Raw genomic sequence first — 15,827 nt, 5'->3', positions numbered from 1 at the left:
AGGAAAATCACATGTCGAGTTTATTTGTTTATGGCACTTTAGGCCCAGGTCGTCCTAATGCACATATACTTGAAAATATTGGCGGACAATGGGCAGAAGGTTGGGTAAACGGAACCTTACATAATGAAGGTTGGGGAGCTGATTTAGGCTATCCGGGGATTGTGCTTGGTGAAAGTACCAATCAAGTTCAAGGTTTTGTTTTTAGCTCAGAACATTTAGATGCAAACTGGAAATTACTTGATGATTTTGAAGGCGAAGAATACGAAAGAGTACCTGTTCAAGTCACTTTAAATAGTGGCGAACGTGTTGATTCTTTTATTTATGTGTTGAAGTCTTAAGCTATTTCTAAAGCCCAAGCACATAAACATTTAAAAATTGATAGAAAAAATTTAAGTGGTCATTTTTTGGCTTGTATTTTTTTTAAGAAACTGTAGAATTCATTCCACGTCGCCGACATAGCTCAGTTGGTAGAGCAACTGACTTGTAATCAGTAGGTCCACAGTTCGAATCCGTGTGTCGGCACCATCATTAAGCCTCATGAATATTTGATTTATGGGGTTTTTTGTTGCCTGTAGGTTTTAAAATACTTAAAGATTTATAATTATTACCAAAAAATTGAGTGCAGACCTATTGATCCACACCCTTCAAATTATTTTTCATATTTCTCTAATTCAATAACCATTTCTTTTGCTGCGGCTATAATTTTAGGCATAGCTTCTTTAGTTAGATCTTGGCCCAATTTCATGCTTTGCTCCATCACTAGAGGCATTTTGTTTATGGCTGCTTGACCAACTGGTGATTTATAAAAATTAATTAATCCATCGATTTCTTCTTGAGTGAAATTTGTCACATAAATACGAGTAAATTCAGGCTCAAGTTTTTCCCAACCCATGTCTTCTACAGTAATTTTAGAGAACTTTTTAGCAAAATTTGCCACGACTTTTTTTTGTTGGGAATTAAGGGGTTTACCTTGTTGTACTTCAACTTCAGAGATTGTTTTTGAAATCATCTGCTCAACGTACGAGCCCATTTGTTTATATAAATCTTGAGATTTTGTGACCTTCATTAATTCTTTTACAGACTCACTAGAAGCAGGCTGTGCAAAGGTTGGATGAGTGAGACATAAACCAATAACTAAAGTAGATAATATTTTCTTCATCATAATTAATAACATATTAATAATATTTTGTAAGGATAATAGTTGGGATAGACATTTCTTGTCAAAGGCTTTGTTTTTTGGGTTTTAATAAATATTTATTATAAACATAAGCTTCAAAATAAATTTATAAAACACATTTCTTCTTTTAAGAAGTGAAACAGAATGCTGTTAATTTATTAAAAAATATATAATTAAAATAATAAATATTAAAAATATAAGATTATAATGCGCCCCCAAATAAGGTCATATGAATAAGACCTATTTTATAAACTTTAATTCATTAAGATACCAATACGGAAAAATATGAAACTTCGTTTTATTTTACCTGCTTTATTTCTAACATTGCCTTTAACAACATATGCTCAAGACACTACATCTCAACCTCAGATGCAAACTACTACAATTCCACCTATTTGCTTAATTGAGGGCACTCCTTCAGCAGAGCACTATAAATCTATTAAACGTATTAAAGCTGCAAAAGGAACCTATGGTGGTTTTGAAGAAGTAAAACCTAAATTAGCGATCATTGCTCGTAAATACGGTGCAGATGTAGTGATTAATTATCATCAAAGCCAAAGATTTGGTTTCTGGCCGTGGCGTATTGTACGTCCTGTACTTACAGGAACTGCCGTGAAATGGAATACACCAGTTGATTGCACAGCATTAGGTGGCAAACAAATTTATTAATACAAAATGAAAAAAGCCCAACATCCTGTTGGGCTTTTTTCGTATTTCGTTACTAGGTACACTTCCTTTAATACCTCACGTCCTGATGCTTAAACTTATTGTTGTTGTTTTACGTTTTCGGAACTTCCTGTTCCTGATGAGTTCATGATAGGTAATTTATAGAGTTCTAAAAAGACGCCAATTTCCCGAATGTATGTAAGAAAAAGCGTACGAGCTTGTCAGAATGCCTCTATCCTTCTTTCTTCTTCTCTATCATTTTTTCAAAATGTCTAAGGTTTGGGTTCAGCGTATCCCAAGCATAGGCTTGGCTCACAAACACTTCTGCTCTAGGCTGATAGAGACTCGGGTCATCAAGCGTACCTGCACGTATTGAAATCATTTCAGGGGCAATTTCAGGTAAGCCAAAAAGTTGAGAACCACAAGTCGGGCAAAACGCTCGTTTAATAGGTCGGCCAGAAGATCCTAAAGTCTCAAAATATTTAAGTTCACCATTCACTTTCAATTCAGATTGGTGAAAAAAAGCAATTGGTGCATATGCTGAACCTGTTGCCTTCTGACAATCTCGACAATGGCAATTAAAGCTATAACGTGGCTCCGCTTCGCTTTGGTAACTCACAGCTCCACATAAACACGATCCTTGATATTTGGCTGACATGACTCATCCTATTTTTTTTATTGCTGTTATCTGAATATAACGTACATATCCATTTTGGTAGAGTTGTTGGCATAACTTTGCAGTCATTTGAATTTTTAAATTTGCCAATCCTCGGCTTTGATTTTGTCCTTGCTGATTTTGAATATACTGCGAAAAACCGAGTAATACAGGCTCGGATAAATCTTCAATTTGAATATCGGCAAAACCTTGTTGTTCCAAGGTTGTTCTTAACATTTTTTCAGTCGGTACAGCATCCCAAGCGACATTTGCTGCTTTAAGTAAATAACGATGCTTTTGTTCTTGTAACACAGTCATGTTTTGACATGAGTCAGGACGCATTAAGTAATGAAAACCTAATCGGCCTTTTGAATTTAAAACTGGAGTAACTGAATCTAGAAATGAATTTAAATTGCTGTGATAAGCCGCATCAATACACAGTATGACATCGAAGAGTTGTTTGAATTTAAATTGTTTTAAATTTAAAAATGAACCACAAAAAATCTGACTTATTTCAGGAATAAGCTTTTGAATTTTATTAACACACTGTGCTTGTAAATCAACTGCGCTGAGGCTTTTGGGCTGATAGTGCTGTAGCCAGTGCGACAAACTTGCACCCTGTCCGCAGCCTAAATCTAAGAGATGATCTTTTGAATTTAAATGGACAGCTTGTGCCAAATGATCTGCCAATTGGCAACAAGCTTCACGGTAGTTTTGGGTATTTTTCCAAAAACCCAAATTTGTCCAAGCAAGCTCTTCGTCATCTCCCAAACTTGATGCATCAATTGCATATTTATGGGGAATGAATTTAGAAAGGGCTGCTCGAACTTTTGTTTTCACAATTTTAGTAACCGAGTTCAGGGGCAACTTCAACCTGAGGTTTTAACCCTACGAATGGTAAAGGAGCACCTAAAATTTCAGCGATATGCATTGCGGAAGTAACTGCTGACTCTAAAATTGGTAAACCATCACATGACCATGAACCACAGTAAAATACTTTACGGTTTAAGTCTAAATGGCGTTGTTGCAATTCTTTATTTAAAGCAACTGTTTGTGAGTCGACGACTGCTCGCGTTAAAGTCACTTTTGAAATGATTTTTTTAGGATCAATATCTGTCACTGGGCGCCAAGTCTGGAACACTGGGTTTTTACCTACAAGCGTAGGCTCAACCGCATTCATCCAAACTGTGAATTGCTGACGTGTAAACTTACGATCCATCATATAGCTCAGCACTGACCAGTCTTTACGGCGTGGTGGCATTACGCTAGGGTCTGTATGAATAACAAGATCACCTTGCTCAAAACGGAATTGCTTAAGCAAATTCATATCTTCAGCAAATTGTTCAGGGTTCAAAAACTCATCAATTTTAGACGTTGGCGTTGCAACAATCACTCGATCAAATAAGTTCTTTTCACCTTGGCTGTTTTCAACCAGTACTTTTTCACCTTGTAATTCAACGTTCTTAATCGCTGATCCGCTATGAATGTCGATATCTTTAATTAAGCTGTCTACAAATGCAGGTGTTCCACCTTTCATACGTAAAAGCATATCGCCATCAGTTAAGTGACGTAAAAACTCAAGTAAGTTTTTTGCAGGCCAGTCGCCAATTGTTTTTGGATTACACGTACAAATTGTATAGAGCACAGGCATTACAACACCATGCCAGAATACTTCTTCTATATCGTTCTGATTAATAAATTCAGCGAGAGTAATATCTTGATTTTTAGATTTGAAAAACTGGTGGATTGCAGTTTTTAATTGCAACATCCCTTTCACAAGACGCCAGCCATATTGCTGGATGCCTTTACGGTTATTGATAATCGGGAAATTACCAATACGGCTACGAGATGTGGTTAACCATGTTTCAGTACGGTCTTCAAATAACCAGCTACATGACATATAAGTGCGAACCGGAAAGGTTTTAATACCTAAATGAGCAGCAAGGCTGAGCGTGTTTTTCCACAAATGTGGATTCATCACACGCAATGGTGCATCAATAATTCCACCATCGAACTCAACACTATGGCTATCCATTCCCCGACCGGGAAGTGCTTCAAATATCGTGATCGTATGCCCTGCATCTTTCAGAATTCTTGCTGCCGCAAGACCTGCCATTCCACTGCCAATAATTGCGATATTCAAAATGATGTCCCATTTTTCGAGAATTTTTTTGATTATCACTCATACCCTAAAAAAACACCGTATTAAAAACTACCAGATTTTTATTTTTTGCATCAATTTATATAGAAAATTTTTAACTACCGAATCGGCGAATCTTTTATATTTTTTTACAAAAATATACAGTCATACAAAAACTCATATTTTTTATAAATTTAAAAAAAATCTTTTAAATAAAATGAGATAATTTAACTATATTTATATCATGTGTTTTACAACTATCTTTTTTTAAGATATCATAGCACCACAATAACGAGAACCAAGTCACATAAAACAATGCCGAAACAACAATGAAAACCATCATAAAAACAGAACCTTTACAGCGAAAAAGCCCGCTATTCACACTTGATAGCGGGCTTTTTATTACTTTGCTTTAATAGCGAATTAAGCGCAATTAAACAATTTATCCTTCTTGCATGAGTGAACCGAATTTTCCACGATTAAAATCATTAATCGCTTCCATGATTTCGGCTTTGGTATTCATCACGAATGGACCATAACCTTCGATTGGTTCATTAAGTGGTTGACCAGTTAACACCAAGAATTTAGTGTCTTCTTCAGCACTTAACGTAAAATCAACACCCTCACGAGACAAAATCGCAACGGTTTTACCTTCAAGACGATTTGCATCATTAACCACAACCGCACCATCTAACACCACAACAAGGGTAGTATGACCCTCAGGTACATAAAGGGTATGTGTTTGGCCTTTAACCAATTTACCATCCCATACATTTAACGGACTAAATGTTGTTGCTGCACCTTTTGCATCTGCATATTCACCAGCAATCACACGTAAATGACTGCCATACTCGTCTAACGCAATGTCTGGAATCTCTTTCGCTTCAATTGCTTGATATTTTCCAGGCGTCATTTTTGAATGAGCAGGTAAATTTACCCATAATTGCACCATTTCAAAAAGACCACCATGCTCTGCAAACTCAGGAGAATGGAACTCTTCATGCAACACGCCTGCACCCGCCGTCATCCATTGCACATCACCAGTTTTAATGGTTCCGCCGCCGCCGCTTGAATCTTTATGAGTCACTTCACCTTGGTAGGCGATTGTCACTGTTTCAAAGCCACGGTGTGGATGCGAGCCTACACCTTGCTGATCGTTGGTTGGCGAGAAGGTATAAGGCGCTGCATAATCGAGTAGCAAAAATGGGCTTAGGGTTTGGCCTAAACGGTCGTAAGAGAATAGGTTATATACAGGGAAACCATCACCCACCCAATGCATGTGGTTATTTTGATATGCACCAAGAAATTTCTTCATCTGATCTCTCCTATATATGTAGGATTTTCTTGAACTGAGATTGATTTTACGCCTCAATAATTGCAGTTTATAGATCAGGATTAGCAACACATTATTTCATCTATGAGACAATCATAAAGTTTGAGGTACTCTTTTTAAGATCGTCCTATTTTTAAAATTCTTAATCCTATTTTTTAGACTTAATCACGACAACAAACTCATCTAGCATAATTTTAGGCAATGATGACCTACTTAATAATTTTTTGATTATTTATTTTGATAACACGAGGACATAAAAAATGGCTCAAGATTACGTACGTTTAGACAAGGATAATGCTGCGGTTCTTTTAGTTGACCACCAAGCAGGTTTACTTTCTTTAGTTCGAGATATCGATCCAGATAAATTTAAAAACAACGTACTTGCTGTTGCAAATGCAGCAAAATATTTCAACCTTCCAACAATTTTGACAACCAGTTTTGAAACTGGTCCAAACGGTCCTTTAGTTCCTGAGTTAAAAGAAATTCACCCAGATGCTCCTTTTATTCCTCGTCCAGGCCAAATCAACGCGTGGGACAATGAAGACTTCGTAAAAGCAGTCAAAGCAACTGGTAAAAAACAATTGATTATTGCTGGTGTGGTAACTGAGGTTTGTGTGGCATTCCCAGCTTTATCTGCACTCGCTGAAGGTTTTGAAGTGTTTGTGATTACCGATGCTTCTGGTACTTTCAATGAATTAACCCGTGATGCTGCTTGGGACCGTATGTCTAAAGCTGGCGCACAGCTTATGACTTGGTTCGGTATGGCTTGTGAGTTACACCGTGACTGGCGTAATGATATTGAAGGTCTAGGTGCACTCTTCTCAAATCATATTCCTGACTACCGTAACCTGATTTCAAGCTACAATCACAACACTAGCCAAAAATAAGTTCTATTACCAAGATTAGAATGCTTAAGCATTCTAATCTTGAATTTAAATAGGTTGAGCGGACATTGATAAGTTCTTTTGATGATTTTTATTATTTCTATTTAGTCGTAAAACACGGCGGCTTTAGTGCAGCCAGTGATGCTGAAAATATTAGTAAATCTAAGCTTAGCCGACGTATTATTGACCTTGAAAATAAATTTAATGTCAGCCTGATTCAAAGAACAACTCGCCATTTTAAAGTGACCGATTTAGGTCAAGAGTTTTACGAGGAATGCTGCAAAGTTATTGCTCAAGTTGAATGTGCAGAAAATGTTTTGTTAAAGCAAAAAAGTGAACCTCAAGGGTTAGTAAAAGTAAGCTGCCCACCGCTTATGATGCATTTTCAAATTAGAAAAATTTTAAATCAGTTTTTAAAAACCTATCCAAAAGTTGAGATTGCACTCGAGCTGACGAGCCGTCGAGTTGATATTTTGCATGATGACATCGACCTTGCCATTCGGACCAATTTCGAACCCAATGAAGATTCAAATTTAATTGTTCGTGATGTGATTAAAACTGACCACTGTCTGGTGGCTTCACCTGAATTACTTCAAGGTCGTGCCATTGAGCATTATTCCGAGTTACAGGACTTTCCAAGTATTAGCTTAGGTACTCAAAAACAAAACCCTATTTGGCATTTATGCAATATTCGAAATGGTGAATCGGTTGATGTACCTTATCAACCACGAATCAAAAGTAATGACTTGGCAGGTGTCTACTATGCCGTGATGGACGGATTAGGCATTGCCGACCTTCCCTTTTTAACTGTTGAATCTGAAATTCGTAAAGGCACACTTGTTCATATTCTTCCTGACTGGAAGTCGAATATAGGCATGCTACAACTGGTTTATGTGTCTAGAAAAGGCCAACGCCTTGTGGTCGAAAAACTCATTGAAACATTGATTGAAGAACTACGACGTTTACCGGAAAGCCATGAAGGATATCTGGCAACTTAAATAAAAACCGGTCATGAATGGGCATGACCGGTTTTTGTGAAACATCACATACAGCATGGCTGCATGTTTTCGTTCAGAACAAAACGAACTCGCTTTGTTCCTTACTCAGATAAGTCTACGCATAGGTATTTCATTTCAACATATTCTTCAATGCCGAATTTTGAACCTTCACGACCTAGACCTGATTGTTTTACGCCACCAAACGGAGCAACTTCATTTGAAATTGCACCTGTGTTAATACCGACCATACCGTACTCAAGTGCTTCACCCACTCGCCATTGACGAGCTGTGCTTTGAGTAAACAAATAAGCAGCTAAACCAAACTCGGTATCGTTCGCCATTGCCACTGCTTCGTCTTCAGTTTTAAAGCGGAATAGCGGTGCAAGCGGACCAAAAGTTTCTTCTTTAGACACTTTCATTTCTTGCGTTACACCAGTTAAAACTGTTGGTTCAAAGAATGTGCCACCTAGTGCCGAGCGTTGACCACCAATACGAACTGTCGCGCCTTTCTCAGTTGCATCTGCAATATGAGACTGAACTTTTGCAATCGCATCTTCATCAATTAAAGGCCCTTGAGTTGAACCTTCTTGACGGCCATCACCAACTTTCAGTTTAGACACGGCTTCAACCAAACGGTCTGCCAACGCATCGTAAATACCATCTTGAACATAAATACGGTTAGCGCAAACACAGGTCTGACCACTGTTGCGATATTTACTTGCCATAATGCCCTGAACAGCTTGTTCAAGATTGGCATCGTCAAATACCACAACTGGCGCGTTACCACCGAGTTCAAGTGAAAGCTTTTTAATGGTTGGCGCACATTGTTGCATCAAGATACGACCCACTTGGGTTGAACCTGTGAAGCTTAACTTACGAACAATATCGCTTTCGCATAGTGTTTTACCCACTTCAACAGCATCACCACTAATGTTAATTAAAACATCAGCTGGTAAACCTGCCTGTAACGCCAATACTTCAAGGGCATATGCTGTTAACGGCGTTTGCTCTGCTGGTTTAACCAACATTGAACAACCCGCAGCAATTGCCGGACCTGCTTTACGCGTAATCATGGCAGCGGGGAAGTTCCACGGCGTAATTGCAGCTGTAACACCAATCGCTTGTTTAATCACGAGCAAGCGTTGGTTTGGCAAAGTTGGCGTCAACACTTCACCATCAACACGGCGGGCTTGCTCAGCAAACCAGCGGATGAATGATGCTGCATAACCAATTTCACCACGTGCTTCTGCCAATGGTTTACCTTGCTCAGCCGTTAAAATCTGAGCAATATTTTCTTTGTGCTCAAGCATGAGGTTGTACCATGCCAATAACACATCAGCACGAGCCAAGGCAGTTTGCTTTTTCCAAGCAGCCTGCGCTTTTGCTGAACGATTAATTGCGGCTTCAACCCCTGCGCGGTCATAGGTTTTCACCCATGCCAAAGTTTCACCCGTAGCAGCATCATTTACCTCGATATAATCATTTGATGCAGGTGCGTCTAATGAAATATCAGGATGTTTTAATAAATACTGCAAATTATTTTGAATCATGCAGATTGCTCCATCGCTTTTGCACTACCTGCTTTGAGTGTCGCAAAACCTTGTTTCAGGATATCAAGGCCTTGACGGAATTGCTCAGCAGGAATGGTTAATGGATATAAGAAACGAATTACATTACCGTATTTACCACAAGTAAGAAGTAACAACCCATTTTCCATTGCATAGTTTTGTACAAATTTTGCTTGCTCAGCAGTCTCAAGTTCTACAGCAACCATTGAACCTAATGCACGAATATCAGTTACGACGTCGCCTGTTGCTTGTTGAATATCTTTAAGCGCAACAACTAACTCAGCACCTAGTTCATTTGCACGTTCACATAAGTTTTCTTCTTCAATCGCATCAATCACCGCGTGCGCAGCTGCAACCGCAATCGGGCTACCTGCGTAAGTACCGCCTAGACCACCTGGGTTTGGCGCATCCATGACTTCTGCACGGCCAACAACACCTGAAATTGGGAAACCACCACCTAAGCTTTTCGCCATAGTGATAAGGTCTGCTTTAGTCTCGAAATAGTTCATCGCAAACAATTTACCTGTACGGGCAAAGCCAGATTGCACTTCGTCAGCAACCAATAAAATACCGTGCTTGTCGCAAATTGAACGTAAACGTTTTAAGAACTCGGCTGGTACAACATGAAAACCACCTTCACCTTGGACTGGCTCAAGCACAATTGCTGCAACATCGTGTGGTGCAATATCTTCACTGAAAATATCTTCAACGCTTTCAATTGCCGCATCTACTGAAATACCTTTAGCAGGCACAGGGTAACGTGCGTGGAACACACCCGCTGGCATCACGCCGAAATCACGTTTGTAAGGTGCAGTTTTACCTGTCATTGCCATGGTCATAAATGAACGACCGTGGAAACCGTTACCAAAAGTGATAATGCCATGACGGCCTGTATAACAACGAGCAATCTTCACAGCATTTTCAACTGCTTCTGCACCTGTTGTGAAAAAAGCTGACTTCGCAGCACCCGCAATTGGGGCACGCTCATTAATACGCTCAGCTAAAGCCACATAGCTTTCATAAGGTGTTACTTGATAGGCAGTGTGAGTAAATTTAGTGAGTTGTTCAGTCACCGCTGCAATGACTTTAGGGTGGCGATGGCCTGTATTTAAAACTGCAATACCACCAGCAAAGTCAATAAATTGGTTGCCTTCCTTGTCCCAAAGCGTCGCGTTTTCAGCTTTTTCTGCATACCACTGACACATCACGCCTACACCACGTGGAGTTGCTTGCTGTTTACGTGCGTTAAGTGCAGAATGTTGATTATCCATTTGATTCCCTCATATTTTCATCATCAGTTGCAGCTTTGGTTTTTGCATCCTGTGCTTAATTTTCAGGGTGCTTTACAACGACTGCCTATGCATGTAATTTCGCTCGTCTGGCGGCAACTGACGAGAGCCATTTTTTAACTGTAGGAGAGAGCCAATTGCGTAGTTTACTTGGAGATCATTTATTACAACGGCTCCAACAGGACACCGAAGGTAAACTACATCAGCGCCTTTTCCGTTGTCTGCGTGGTGCCATTATTGATGGCGTCATTCAGCCTAAAACACGCTTGCCCGCTTCCCGTGACTTAGCCAGTGAAATTCATGTTTCGAGAAATACTGTTCTTACCGCCTACGAACAGCTACAAGCTGAAGGCTATTTAGAAGCTCGTACAGGCCATGGCACATGGGTTGCTGAAAAACTACCAGAGAGTTTTTTAAATACACAAAATAAGAAAAAAGTAGTTTCAAGTCCGAAAGTTCAAAACTCTTATGCACTCTCAAATCGTGGCTCAAACTTATTAGGCTATGCCGCAGCCTCGCCACACCAATGGGGAGCTTTCGTGCCGGGAGCGCCCGATGTTACCGAGTTTCCACATCATATTTTTAGTCGTATTCAGGCTCGTCTAAGCCGAGAGCCTGACATTAACCGCTTAATTTACAGCAATGCTGGCGGCTGTATTGAGCTTCGAAGCGCGTTGGCAGACTACTTGCGTGTTGCACGTTCAGTTCAGTGTGATGCAGATCAAATTATTATTACCGAAGGCATTCACCAAGCGATTGATTTAGTTTCGCGTGCACTTAGCGATATTGGTGATCGCGTCTGGATTGAAGATCCAGGCTATTGGGGAATGCGCAACACTTTACGTATTAATGGCGTTGATATTCAACCCATGCCAGTCGATGCCGAAGGCATTATCCCCGAAGAAAATCCAGCAAAACCACCTAAACTCATTTTTGTCACGCCATCGCACCAATATCCGCTGGGTTCACATTTAAGCCTAGATCGTCGACGCAAATTGATTGAGATTGCCCGTCAGCACAATAGCTGGATTGTAGAAGATGATTACGACAGTGAATTCCGTTTCTCAGGCCAGCCTTATCCATCCTTACAGGGTTTAGAGAATGATGCACCTGTGCTGTACATGGGTACGTTTAGTAAAACCATTTATCCATCTTTAAGAATTGGGTATTTGGTGGTGCCTAAACCCCTCTTTTCACCTCTACGTATTGTGGCAGCTGAACTGTATCGTGGTGGACATTTACTTGAGCAAAAGGCCCTAGCAGAATTTATTCGTGAAGGTCATTACGAAGCGCATATTCGTCGTATGCGTTTACTTTATGGCAAGAGGCGCGATTACTTAGTCAGTCTGATTAAACGCTATCTTGGCCCCGAATTTATTCATGAATATGACGAAGCGGCAGGATTACACTTAGTTTTAAAACTGCCAAACTCTTGCGATGATGTCGCGATTGCAACAACCGCACTTGAACGTGGTGTCAAAGTTCGCCCACTTTCACAATACTACATGCAATCACATGCTCACGCAGAGCGCGGCTTACTCATGGGCTTTGCCTGTGTAAATGAAAAAGACATGGTGATGGCTTTTGGTGTGTTGCTCCAGTGCTTACGTGAAGCGGGTGTACAAACAATTAATTAAGTCTGTTTTTGACCCAATCCATAAAAAAAGAGCCTCACAATGAGACTCTTTTTTTGTTCTAAAAAGACTAAACTAAATTTTCTTCTTGAGTATGAGAGAGATGGGTTGTTCTACGCTCTTTACCCCACCCTAGTTTTTCCGACAACATTCCAAAAAACACAATAATGCCGAACAATGCTGTGGTGTAAATCACTTCTTTAAAATATGTACCTTCAATCAACATAGTCAGAATTGCACCAATAATTGCAAAGATCACTACATAAGTCAGATAAGGGAACATCCACATTTTAAAGTCAATTTTGACGCCTTCAGCTTCGAGTTTTTTACGCATACGGAGCTGAGAATAAGCAATCGTCAGGTACACATACAATGTTGCTGCACCCGTCGTTAGCATGAAAAAGTCATAAACATTCATACTCTTGGTTGCAGTTAAAACTACAGCAATCACAGAGAAGAAACATGACACAATCACACCAACCCACGGACTGCTTTTGCTGTTTACAGAGCCAAAACTTTTTGGTGCATCACCGCGTTTAGCCAACGAAAATAACATACGTGAACACGTATAAAGTGCTGAGTTAAAGCAACTACATACCGATGTTAGAACCACAAAATTTACGATATGGCGCGCCCCCGGAATCCCGAGTGCAGACAAAGTCACGCTATAGGTTCCCCAAGTTGAATCTTTCAAGAGTTCATTGTTGTGAGGAATAAGACAGACTGCAACGAACATTGAGCCTACATAGAATAAAATAATTCGCCATACAACCGAGTTCGATGCTTTACGAATTTCCTTAGATGGATTTTCTGATTCTGCCGCTGCTACGGTAACAATTTCAGCACCAATATAGGCAAACATAACTCCAAGCAAGGCGGTAATAACGGATGATCCTCCATTGGGCATAAAGCCTTGAGAGGTTAGATTACTAATACCTGAAGCAGCCGGATTGCCCCAAGGCCACAAATGCATGATGGCTAAACTACCAATCACAAGGAAAATAACAATCGCAATGACTTTGATGAGTGCAAACCAGAACTCAAATTCGCCATAGTTTTTCACGTTTTGTAAATTGACTGCGACCAATGCACCAATCACGACAACCATATAGGCCCAGATCGGTATAAATGGGAACCAATTATTTAAAATTTTACCCGCCACATAAGCTTCCCATCCCATGAGCATTGCGAGTGTACACCAGTACAACCACCCAATTGAGAAACCTGCCCAACGACCAATCGCACGGTCAGCATATGTTGAAAAAGAGCCACTATCAGGGTTTAAAACGGCCATCTCACCTAGCATACGCATGATGAACCAAACGAGTAGACCACCCAAAGCATAGGTTAGAAAAACTACAGGCCCAGTATTGTAAATAATGCTACCTGAGCCCACGAATAAAGAGCCACCAATAACCCCTGCAATTGAGATCATCGTTAAGTGGCGTGATTTGAGTCCATGTTTTAAACTTTGGGAGTGATTGGCTTCAGAACCATTTTGATGAGCTGCCATATCATTTTCCTTAATATATGGAGGATATCGGCTAGTCTCGGAAACCTCCGAAGCCAAAAAATATCCCCTAAAAATTTAGCCGTTCTGCCCAATTCCTAAAACAGAAAAATCACTGAGCTTATCCGGCGCTTCCGTATGCATACTTCCAATGGCTTTAATTTGTCGTTTCGGCACTCAAGAAACGAGAGCCATTTTTGGAATAAAAGAGAGAGCCAATTGCAAAATTTATACGCAAAATTGGCTCTTTTTGTCTGAAATGCTGGTAAATGCTTTTAAGTTTTTATTTTGAATAATAATTAAGTTTTGCTTGAATAAAATGGAAATTCTTTAGTTTTGCTCAGAAATTAATAATGCTTTCGTTCCTTTCTCTAAAGCTCTAAATATATGTTTCTGATCGGCAGGATAACAAATATAGTCTCCAACACCGAGCTCAACTGCTTCATCAATTAAGCCAACCAAAGCTTTGCCTTCGACCACAATAATGTGTTCCACAGAACCAACTGGATGAGGCTCTGAAAGACGGTCTTCGCCCGGCTCAACAATCAGTAAGTACACATCACGGCGCGCATGCGGTGGACAAGTCGCCAGCAAAATTGCTTTGTAATTAGCAATCTCCGAACTAACAGTTGGCCCATCGCCACAGCGAATGACTTGTACCTGATTGCTCGGTTCTTCCATCAAACGTGCAAATGGAATATTCAGTGCCACACAAAGTGCCCATAGCGTTTCAATGCTTGGGTTACCTTGCCCTGCCTCTAATTGTGAAAGTGTAGACTTTGCAACGCCTGCACGACGAGCAACCTCTGCCAAAGAAAGCCCTGCTCTTTGACGTTCACGATTTAAACCTTTGGCAATAATTTCAATTGGCTGAGACATTCACCACATCCGTTCTATAAAAAAAACGATCGTTCGTTTTGACAAAACAATCAGACTTATTCATTATAATGGAAAATCGTTCGTTATATCATGCTATGTCCACATACTCTCTCATTAAGAAACTTAGTAAAGACACCACCCGCTCGATTTTCTTTGTGTGTCTGGCAACCAGTGTTGTTGGTATGTCTTTAGGTTCACTCGCGGCAAGCTATGGCTTAGCGCTCTGGATCCCACTTTGCCTATCCATATTTGTGCTCGCAGGAACTGCTGAATTTATTTTTATTGGGTTCTTGGCCGTAGGTGGCAGCCCGATTGCTGCTGCAATTGCAGGACTACTCGTCAATTTAAGACATCTGCCTTTTGGTATTGCGGTCAATGAACTAATCAGAGGTAAATTCTCTCGATATTTCGGGGCTCATATCATGAACGATGAAAGTGTTTTGTTTGGCATGGCGCAGCCCGATTTCGAAACAAAAAAGGCTGCTTACTGGTTATGTGGTATATGCATCATGCTGACTTGGCCCCTCGGTGTTACTGCGGGTTATTTTATTGGAAGCGCTATTCCAGACCCAAAAACATTTGGTCTAGATGCCATTTTCCCTGCAATTTTAATCGCACTTACTTTTAATGCTTTAAAGAATAAATCTACTCGAAAAGCTGCATTTGCTGGATCCACTTTGGCACTGATTAGCACACCTTTTTTGGCCTCAGGACTTCCAATTCTGATTTCGCTTTTTGGCTTAATATTTAGTAGAAAAAAATGAATCAACAATTACTCATTATTTTGGGCATAGGCTTGCTAGCACTTGGAACATATGGGATTCGTTTTGCTGGTTTTCACTTAGGTGCCAAATTTACTTTTTCTGAAAAATACCAAGTTTTATTGTCAAACGGCGCAACCGTTTTGCTCTGTGCGATTGCAGTCACAACTACATTTTTTGAAGGCCAACATTTCGCAGGTTTCGCTCGTATATTGGGTGTGGGTTTAGCGCTTTTCTTGGTTTGGAGAAAAGTACCACTTTTATTAGTGATTTGCTTGGCAGCCGCTGGTACGGCCCTGATACGTTTGCTTGGAATTGAGTAATAAAAAAGGC

At 40.1% G+C, this 15,827-nt stretch carries 16 protein-coding genes and 1 tRNA gene; 8 read left to right on the top strand and 9 right to left on the bottom strand.

The window, feature by feature from the left end:
- Positions 1 to 11: 11 nt before the first annotated feature.
- Positions 12 to 338, top strand: coding sequence for a gamma-glutamylcyclotransferase family protein (locus tag MMY79_RS01025; protein ID WP_144732641.1), 327 nt, complete (start codon positions 12 to 14; stop codon positions 336 to 338).
- 111 nt (positions 339 to 449) lie between these two features.
- Positions 450 to 525 (top strand) — tRNA-Thr (locus MMY79_RS01020).
- 124 nt (positions 526 to 649) lie between these two features.
- On the opposite strand, the gene MMY79_RS01015 is transcribed toward MMY79_RS01020, so the two are convergent.
- A complete protein-coding gene (locus MMY79_RS01015; RefSeq protein ID WP_252611354.1) occupies positions 650 to 1,162 on the bottom strand; it encodes a DUF2059 domain-containing protein in 513 nt (170 codons plus the stop codon).
- Positions 1,163 to 1,462: 300 nt separating this feature from the next.
- Between MMY79_RS01015 and MMY79_RS01010 the strand changes: the two genes are divergently transcribed.
- On the top strand, positions 1,463 to 1,846 hold the full coding sequence (locus tag MMY79_RS01010; RefSeq protein WP_111855155.1) for a hypothetical protein: 384 nt from the start codon (positions 1,463 to 1,465) through the stop codon (positions 1,844 to 1,846).
- A gap of 229 nt (positions 1,847 to 2,075) precedes the next feature.
- Here the strand turns inward: MMY79_RS01010 and MMY79_RS01005 are convergent, their stop codons facing one another.
- The 4 genes from MMY79_RS01005 to MMY79_RS00990 all read right to left on the bottom strand — a co-directional run bounded on the left by MMY79_RS01005 (position 2,076) and on the right by MMY79_RS00990 (position 5,953).
- Entirely contained in the window at positions 2,076 to 2,501 is a 426-nt protein-coding gene (locus MMY79_RS01005) for a GFA family protein (RefSeq protein WP_174766378.1), read from the bottom strand.
- Positions 2,502 to 2,504: 3 nt separating this feature from the next.
- Positions 2,505 to 3,338, bottom strand: a complete 834-nt coding sequence (locus tag MMY79_RS01000) for a class I SAM-dependent methyltransferase (protein ID WP_252611353.1) — start codon at positions 3,336 to 3,338, stop codon at positions 2,505 to 2,507.
- A gap of 4 nt (positions 3,339 to 3,342) precedes the next feature.
- Positions 3,343 to 4,641, bottom strand: coding sequence for an FAD-dependent oxidoreductase (locus MMY79_RS00995; RefSeq protein ID WP_252611350.1), 1,299 nt, complete (start codon positions 4,639 to 4,641; stop codon positions 3,343 to 3,345).
- Between the two features lie 439 nt (positions 4,642 to 5,080).
- Positions 5,081 to 5,953: a pirin family protein gene (locus MMY79_RS00990; protein WP_252611348.1), complete on the bottom strand. Its 873-nt coding sequence runs from the start codon at positions 5,951 to 5,953 to the stop codon at positions 5,081 to 5,083.
- Positions 5,954 to 6,231: 278 nt separating this feature from the next.
- Between MMY79_RS00990 and ycaC the strand changes: the two genes are divergently transcribed.
- Both ycaC and MMY79_RS00980 read left to right on the top strand, forming a co-directional pair.
- Positions 6,232 to 6,858, top strand: coding sequence for an isochorismate family cysteine hydrolase YcaC (ycaC, locus tag MMY79_RS00985; RefSeq protein ID WP_192836192.1), 627 nt, complete (start codon positions 6,232 to 6,234; stop codon positions 6,856 to 6,858).
- A 65-nt stretch (positions 6,859 to 6,923) separates the two neighbouring features.
- The gene (locus tag MMY79_RS00980) at positions 6,924 to 7,853 is read left to right on the top strand and encodes a LysR substrate-binding domain-containing protein (protein ID WP_252611346.1); all 930 of its coding nucleotides are present in this window, start codon (positions 6,924 to 6,926) and stop codon (positions 7,851 to 7,853) included.
- 101 nt (positions 7,854 to 7,954) lie between these two features.
- On the opposite strand, the gene MMY79_RS00975 is transcribed toward MMY79_RS00980, so the two are convergent.
- Positions 7,955 to 9,403, bottom strand: a complete 1,449-nt coding sequence (locus MMY79_RS00975; protein ID WP_252611344.1) for an NAD-dependent succinate-semialdehyde dehydrogenase — start codon at positions 9,401 to 9,403, stop codon at positions 7,955 to 7,957.
- Complete coding sequence (gene gabT / locus MMY79_RS00970; protein ID WP_252611342.1) at positions 9,400 to 10,692, bottom strand: 4-aminobutyrate--2-oxoglutarate transaminase; 1,293 nt, start codon at positions 10,690 to 10,692, stop codon at positions 9,400 to 9,402. The genes MMY79_RS00975 and gabT overlap by 4 nt, the downstream gene beginning before the upstream one ends.
- A gap of 155 nt (positions 10,693 to 10,847) precedes the next feature.
- Between gabT and MMY79_RS00965 the strand changes: the two genes are divergently transcribed.
- On the top strand, positions 10,848 to 12,347 hold the full coding sequence (locus MMY79_RS00965) for a PLP-dependent aminotransferase family protein (RefSeq protein ID WP_252611339.1): 1,500 nt from the start codon (positions 10,848 to 10,850) through the stop codon (positions 12,345 to 12,347).
- Between the two features lie 67 nt (positions 12,348 to 12,414).
- Here the strand turns inward: MMY79_RS00965 and MMY79_RS00960 are convergent, their stop codons facing one another.
- Both MMY79_RS00960 and MMY79_RS00955 read right to left on the bottom strand, forming a co-directional pair.
- Positions 12,415 to 13,857, bottom strand: a complete 1,443-nt coding sequence (locus tag MMY79_RS00960; RefSeq protein ID WP_252611337.1) for an amino acid permease — start codon at positions 13,855 to 13,857, stop codon at positions 12,415 to 12,417.
- Between the two features lie 327 nt (positions 13,858 to 14,184).
- Positions 14,185 to 14,733 carry an XRE family transcriptional regulator gene (locus tag MMY79_RS00955; protein ID WP_017388639.1) on the bottom strand — a complete coding sequence of 183 codons (549 nt, stop codon included), beginning with the start codon at positions 14,731 to 14,733 and terminating at the stop codon, positions 14,185 to 14,187.
- A gap of 68 nt (positions 14,734 to 14,801) precedes the next feature.
- Here MMY79_RS00955 and MMY79_RS00950 point away from each other — a divergent pair, with 68 nt between their 5' ends.
- Positions 14,802 to 15,497: an AzlC family ABC transporter permease gene (locus MMY79_RS00950; protein ID WP_252611335.1), complete on the top strand. Its 696-nt coding sequence runs from the start codon at positions 14,802 to 14,804 to the stop codon at positions 15,495 to 15,497.
- Positions 15,494 to 15,817: an AzlD domain-containing protein gene (locus MMY79_RS00945; protein WP_252611333.1), complete on the top strand. Its 324-nt coding sequence runs from the start codon at positions 15,494 to 15,496 to the stop codon at positions 15,815 to 15,817. Before MMY79_RS00950 ends, MMY79_RS00945 begins: the two co-directional genes overlap by 4 nt.
- Positions 15,818 to 15,827: the final 10 nt, after the last annotated feature.

Source organism: Acinetobacter sp. XS-4 (assembly GCF_023920705.1).
Classification (GTDB): domain Bacteria; phylum Pseudomonadota; class Gammaproteobacteria; order Pseudomonadales; family Moraxellaceae; genus Acinetobacter.
This window is presented reverse-complemented; position numbering and strand designations above follow the sequence as displayed.